Origin of the sequence: Micrococcus sp. KRD096, from assembly GCF_017168495.1 — a bacterium.
In the GTDB taxonomy this organism is placed as follows: Bacteria; Actinomycetota; Actinomycetes; order Actinomycetales; family Micrococcaceae; genus Micrococcus; species Micrococcus luteus.
Genome location: NZ_JABFAY010000004.1, coordinates 1 through 5,906, shown reverse-complemented (window position 1 = coordinate 5,906; position 5,906 = coordinate 1). Strand labels below are relative to the sequence as shown.

Annotated in this window: 3 protein-coding genes and 2 pseudogenes; 1 reads left to right on the top strand and 4 read right to left on the bottom strand. The window is 68.3% G+C overall.

Annotation, left to right across the window (positions count from 1 at the left end; all coding sequences use genetic code 11):
• Positions 1 to 127: 127 nt before the first annotated feature.
• Both istB and J1M41_RS02285 read right to left on the bottom strand, forming a co-directional pair.
• Positions 128 to 913, bottom strand: coding sequence for an IS21-like element helper ATPase IstB (gene istB, locus J1M41_RS02290; protein ID WP_010078636.1), 786 nt, complete (start codon positions 911 to 913; stop codon positions 128 to 130).
• A complete protein-coding gene (locus J1M41_RS02285) occupies positions 910 to 2,433 on the bottom strand; it encodes an IS21-like element ISMlu14 family transposase (protein WP_031943827.1) in 1,524 nt (507 codons plus the stop codon). The genes istB and J1M41_RS02285 overlap by 4 nt, the downstream gene beginning before the upstream one ends.
• Positions 2,434 to 2,800: 367 nt before the next feature.
• Between J1M41_RS02285 and J1M41_RS11975 the strand changes: the two are divergent.
• Positions 2,801 to 3,064: pseudogene (locus J1M41_RS11975) on the top strand (IS5/IS1182 family transposase); the annotation flags it as partial.
• 115 nt (positions 3,065 to 3,179) lie between these two features.
• Here J1M41_RS11975 and J1M41_RS02280 read toward each other — a convergent pair.
• Both J1M41_RS02280 and J1M41_RS02275 read right to left on the bottom strand, forming a co-directional pair.
• A complete protein-coding gene (locus J1M41_RS02280; protein WP_095695480.1) occupies positions 3,180 to 5,288 on the bottom strand; it encodes an acyltransferase family protein in 2,109 nt (702 codons plus the stop codon).
• A 247-nt stretch (positions 5,289 to 5,535) separates the two neighbouring features.
• Positions 5,536 to 5,739: pseudogene (locus J1M41_RS02275) on the bottom strand (integrase core domain-containing protein); the annotation flags it as partial.
• Positions 5,740 to 5,906 lie beyond the last annotated feature (167 nt).

The following is a 5,906-nucleotide window of genomic DNA, read 5'->3' as shown; positions in this document are numbered from 1 at the left end:
TGTCAAGGGCCATTGAGTTCTGCCCATAGGCGGCCAGTGTTTCTTCCCGCTGGTGGCCATCAGAACTGCCCACTGGTGGCCAGCTGGTTTGCCCGTTTGGGTGGTGGTGCTGGCCACCGTGATGGGATCAGTTCAGTGGCATGACTCCCTTCCCGGCCATTGCCTGGGTCATCCGTACGGAGTCTCCGGTGGTCTGGCACACGTGGGCGTGGTGCAGGAGCCGGTCCACGGTGGCGGTGGCCAGGGTCTTGGGCATCAGCTCGTCGAAGCCGGCCGGGTGCAGGTTCGAGCTGATCGCTACGGAGCGTTTCTCGTAGGCGGCGTCCACGATGCGGTAGAGGCCCTCGGCGGCATCGTCGGCGACCGGCAGCAGGCCGATGTCGTCGATGACGATCAGGTCGGCGCGCAGGATTCGGGCGACGGCTTTGGTGATGGTGTCATCGGGCCGGTGGGCCCGGATCATCGCCCCGAGGTCCTCCAGGGTGAACCAGGCCACCCGCTTGCCCTCCTCCACGGCCTGCTGGCCCAGGGCCTCGAGGAAGAAGGTCTTGCCGGTGCCGGAGGGCCCGCAGACCACGAGGTTCTCTCTGCGCGAGAGCCATTCCAGGGTGCGCAGGGACTGCTGGGTCGGGGCCGGGATCGAGGAGGCGCCCGGATCCCAGGTCGTGAAGGTCTTGCCGGTGGGGAACCCGGCGGCCTTGCGCCGGGCGGCGAGCATGGATCGGGCCCGACCGGTGGTCTCCTCGACCAGCAGGGCCTTGAGGACCTCGGCCGGCTCCCAGCGTTGGGCCCGGGCGGTGGCCAGTACCTCGGCGGCGATACCGCGGGCGTGGGGCATCTTCAGCTGCCGCAACAGCGCCTCCAAATCGGCCGGCAGCGCCGGTGCGGCGGTGTTCGGGGTGTGGATGCTCACCGGGCTGCCCCCTCGGTGTTGGAGGTACCGAGGCCGGCCCAGCCGGCGGTGCCCTGGGTCAGGGACCGTTCCTCGGTGGCGGTGTGCATCCCGGTGCGGTGGCCGGCGGCGGTGAGCAGGGAGGCCAGGTCGCCGTGGGCGAAGCGCTGGTGCACCGCGGCCACCCCGAGGGCGCGGTCGACCTGGTCGGTGCCGGCGAGCTTGGCCAGGGTGACGGCCTCGGCCATCTTCTGACCGATCCGGCTGGTGCCGGCCGCGGCGGCCTCCACCAGCCAGGTCCTCGCTCCGGCCCCGATGGCCAGGAACTCGGCCTCCGCCGCCGAACGGGGCACCGGGGTGTAGTCCCCGGGCACCTTGTCCGTCTCGTGGCCGGGGAAGTGCGCGTCGTCGATGGCCGGGGACCCGGGCCGGGCCACCCGGTGCCGGGCGACCTCCACCGGCCCCTGCGCACCGGCGTGCATGATCACCACCATCGAGTCCGGTCCGGTGCCGTGATGGCGCACGAACACCTCGGCCCCGAGCAGGTGCGCGGGCACCGAGTACTGGGCGTTTTCGAAGGAGACCATCGGCGTGTTCTCCGGCACCTTCCGTCCCACCCCGTAGGCCACGGTGTGCGCCGTGGCGGGGATCCGATGCAACGCGCTGGTCTCCTCGGCGAGCATGTGGTCCGGGCGGCGCCGGGTCACCCGGTGCTCCCGGGAGTTCACCATGGCCATGAACCCCGCGCAGGCGGCCTCGAGCTCAGCGAACGAGGCGTACTGGTCCCGCAGGTTGGTGTCCTTCGGGACCAGGTCGGCCTTGGCCAGCTTCACCGCGTTCTCCACCCCGCCCTTGGCGGCCGGATCCGCTGGCTGGCAGGTCAGCACCTCCACGCCGTAATGCCGAGCGAACGCCACGGTGGCCTGGTTACGCACCGGCACCCCGGCCACATGAGAGACCGTCACTGTCTTCTCGTTATCCGTCAGCACATAGGTCGGCGCGCCCCCGATCAGCCGGAAGCACCGGTCCAGGGCGGCGAACACACTCGGAGCCGTCCTATCACGCAGGGCGATGACGATCCGGTAGCGGGACCAGGCCAGCCAGGCCACGAACAGCACCGTCTTGGCCCCGTCGATCGCCGGCCCATCGCCGAAGTCGTACTGCAGCCATGCGCCCGGCTCGGTGATCCAGGGCCGGTGCACCCGGCGCTTCCCGGCCCGCCAGGCGGCCTTCACCTCGGCCACCGCCCGCCGGGTGGAGCGCTCAGAGCCGGTGTAGCCCATTGCGGTGAGCTTGGCGTGCACGACATCGGCGCGGATCCTGCCCGTGGAGGCCTCGACCCATTCCTCGATCTTGGGCAGCCAGACATCGGTGACCTTCGGGCGGCTGGCTCCGGATCCAGGGGTCTGGCCGGCGTCGCGGGCCCGCACCAGCCGGGCCACGGTGTGATGGGAGCAACCGGCCAGCTCGGCGGCGCCCCGCAATGACTTGGTCAGGTCATAGGCACTGAGTATTTTCATGGTTTCTGCGGCATCCTTCATTCAGGGCCTCTTCCTCGCTGGATTCGATTCGACACCGATATCCAACCCGGGGAGGAGGCCCCCGCCGGCTCACGACGCGGCGGGCAACGAGCAACGCGGGCAAACCAGATGGCCAGCACCGGGCAGTTCCCGTGGCCATCACTGGGCAGTCCTCATGGCCGTCAGCGGGTCATTCCCTGGCCACCTATGGGCAGCTTTTCATGGCCGCTTACAACGAGCAACGCGGGCAAACCAGATGGCCAGCACCGGGCAGTTCCCGTGGCCATCACTGGGCAGTCCTCATGGCCGTCAGCGGGTCATTCCCTGGCCACCTATGGGCAGCTTTTCATGGCCGCTTACAGACGACTCCACTGCTTGGGCAGCCGCGGCGGTCATCCCCGTGTGAGCTGGCCATCAGGGCCACCGCAGGCGTCGTGGCTGCAGCAGCGGGTGCCCCGTCGGTTTCGACGCAGTCGCCTGTAGGGGCCGCAATGTCATCGAACGTCAGTATGCGCCCCTGCAGCAGTAGCGCGGACGGGTGGCCAGGTATGACGAGTGCACGATCATCTACCGGGCCGCCGAGCGCCTGACCACTGGGGTCACATGGTTGAAGCTGGTGTCAGACACGCCCTGGGCGCGCCCGGCGCCGTAGTTCTGCTCCGCATGCTGCCCACCTCTTCGAGGCCGATAGAGGAGCGGGAACGGACTGAGGGTGTCATCAACACCCGCACCATTCCCATCCCTTGATCAGCGCGCTCGAGAGAGCCTCAGCGTCCTAGACGCATGCCGTCGTGCTCCAGGGCCGCCAGCACACGCTCGATGAAGACGGGAGCAAGAGTCTCTACATACGTTGGGGTGAGGTGGTTGTCGTCCCAGTACACATGGACGTTGCCCACCGTGGGCTGGCACTGACGGTCCGGGCAGATCATGTCGTTCAGCTGCACCTGCGCGATGCGGGGATGAGCATCGGCCAATCCGGCCAGGGGGCTGGTGTTCGGATCGAGTACGGCATGCGTCCAGCGGCACGTCACCGCATCGACCCCGTGCATCGTTCCGCAGGTCGTGGGCGATCCGGCCGCAAACCGGGGGTTGTCCCGGAGCGCGAGGACATGGGCACCCGTCCCCGCAATCTCCTCCATCCGCCCGGTCATCCCCGGGGTGAGCATCTCCTCGTCCTCGTAGGTGCTGCGTGTGCCCTGCATGAAGACGACGTCCGGGCGCACATGCTCCACGACCAGGTTGAGGTCTGCCAGGAAGTCCGGGCACTTCGGGGAGTCGTCCACCTGCTCCTCCATCGGCGCTACCAGGCAGCTGCCCCGCGTATAGCTGACGACCTCCAGCCGTCTCTCCTCACCGAGGCGCCGGAGAGCGGGGGACCACTGCATCACGTGGCTGTTGCCGGCCATCAGCACGACGCCGGCCGGATCTGCTTGTGGGACGAGGACATGGCACGACTCGGCTCCGACCTCGGTCAACTGTGCTTCCAGGGCGGGGTCGCACTCCTCGGGGTACTCGGGGAAGGGGTACCGTCCCTCCACCACGGGCAGAACAGGGGCACCGGGGTCTCCAGCTGGCTCGTAGTCGGGGCGCAGGACGGCGGCGCCCGGGTTGTTCCGGTCGGCCGCCTCGAGGACTCGTGCGGACTCCGCTGCCTCGGCGCCGCGCCACAGGGTCACCGGCGCCACAACGAGAGCGGCGCAGGTCCCCAGTACGACGGCGGACCGCCAGGCGGCCGTCTGGGGCCAGCCCCACGCTCGTAGCGGACGCTCCACGCGCACCGAGAGGAGGAGGGCCGCGCCGAGGGAGACGACGACGAGAACGACGCCCGCGGCCGCGCCGGGTTTCTGTGACCCCGTGAGGACGGAATAGGTGATGAGCAGCGGCCAGTGAATGAGGTAGAGAGCGTAGGCGGAGTCACCCAAGCGGGTGAGCGGGCGGGAAGCCAGTACCCGGTCCACACCGAAATGGGAGCCGCTGGTGCCCGCGACGATCACAGCAGTGGCCGACATCAGCGGCCACAGCGCGATCCAGCCGGGGAAGGCGCCCTGGACGTCCACCACGACGCCGACGGCGATCATGCTCGCGAGCCCTGCCCAGCCGAGGAACACCCGTGTGCGCCGTCCCAGGTGAATGAATGGAAGGACGAGCGCCAGGAGGGAACCGAGGGCGAACTCCCATAGGCGAGCCCGAGTGTCGAAGTACGTGAACGCCTGGTTCTGGGAGGTCTGGGTCACCGACCACAGCAGGGACACGACGAACACCGAGGCGAACGCAGTCGTGAGGACGGCTCGGGGCCGCGCCCCGGTGCGGCGGGCCACCAGGGCTGAGACAAGGAAGAGGAGCGGCCACAGGATGAACACCTGCCCCTGGACCGACAGCGACCAGAAATGCTGGAAGGGGGACAGCGAGGTGTTGTCGGCGGCGTAGTAGTCGACGGCGTTGAACGCCAGGGTCCAGTTTTCCACGTAGAGGGCCGACGCCAGCGCCTCCGTCCGCCACGAAGCACGGTCGGCCAGCGGATACACCGTGGCAACGGCAACCAAGGTAAGCAAGATCGTCAGCACCGCCATGGGCATGAGGCGCGTGAAGACGTGAAGCCAGTAGCGCCCCACCGCGAGGGGCCTTCCAGCCTCCATCTTGCGGGTGAAGGAGCCTGTCAGGAAGAAAGCCGAGATGAACAGGAAGATGTCGACGCCGCCCGACACCCTGTCCGTGAAGATGTGGAACACCACCACCAGGAGGACTGCGACCGCGCGCAAGCCCTGGATCTCCGGTCGCCAGTCCGCCTGCCTTCGGGCCACCACAGGAGTCGAATCGGGCCCATCAGCCGCGTGTCGGGGGCGGTAGCCGCGGGGATAGACGGACGGATTGGTCATGGTGGCCTCGGCAGTGTCAGAGGGATGGGAAGGCAAACGGCAACATCATGCCTGAGGGTGGTTCTTTCGAACGGGAAGCTGACCAGCGGATTGAGGCTCGTGGCCCAGCCCTCACGTCGCACAACGGCGCCCGCACCCTCGCGCGGTAGGGAGCGGGCGCCGTCGTGGGGGCGAAAGGGAACGCCTCAGGCGTCGTCGGCCTCCCCGGACTACTGCTCACTGAAGCGCCCTGGGTTCCGTTCCGAGGTCAGGATGCAACGGGCGCTGAATCCTGATCGTGAGTGTAAGCCGCCTCAACCTCTGCGGGAGTGCGATAGCCAAGGGCCTCGTGGATGCGGGTGGTGTTCCACCAGTGCACCCACCCCATGGTGGCCAGCTCGACCGCCTCGGTCGACTCCCACACCCGCTTGGCGTGGATGAGCTCGGCCTTGTAGAGCCCGTTCACGGTCTCCTTGAAGCGTCCCGGGTTTCGTGCCGCTCCTATGTGGGTGTGAGCCGCCCCCTTCATTCGGTCCGGACGTTCTGTGAGTCGTCGGTTTCCATTTGATGGGTGCACTGCCGAGCGTACTCGGCTGGGGTTAGGTAGCCGAGCGAGGAGTGCCGGCGGTGGTGGTTGTA

Coding starts and splice junctions, on each gene's coding strand:
- J1M41_RS02285 (WP_031943827.1), bottom strand. CDS start 2,433: ATGAAGGATGCCGCAGAAACCATGAAAATACTCAGTGCCTATGACCTG.
- J1M41_RS02280 (WP_095695480.1), bottom strand. CDS start 5,288: ATGACCAATCCGTCCGTCTATCCCCGCGGCTACCGCCCCCGACACGCG.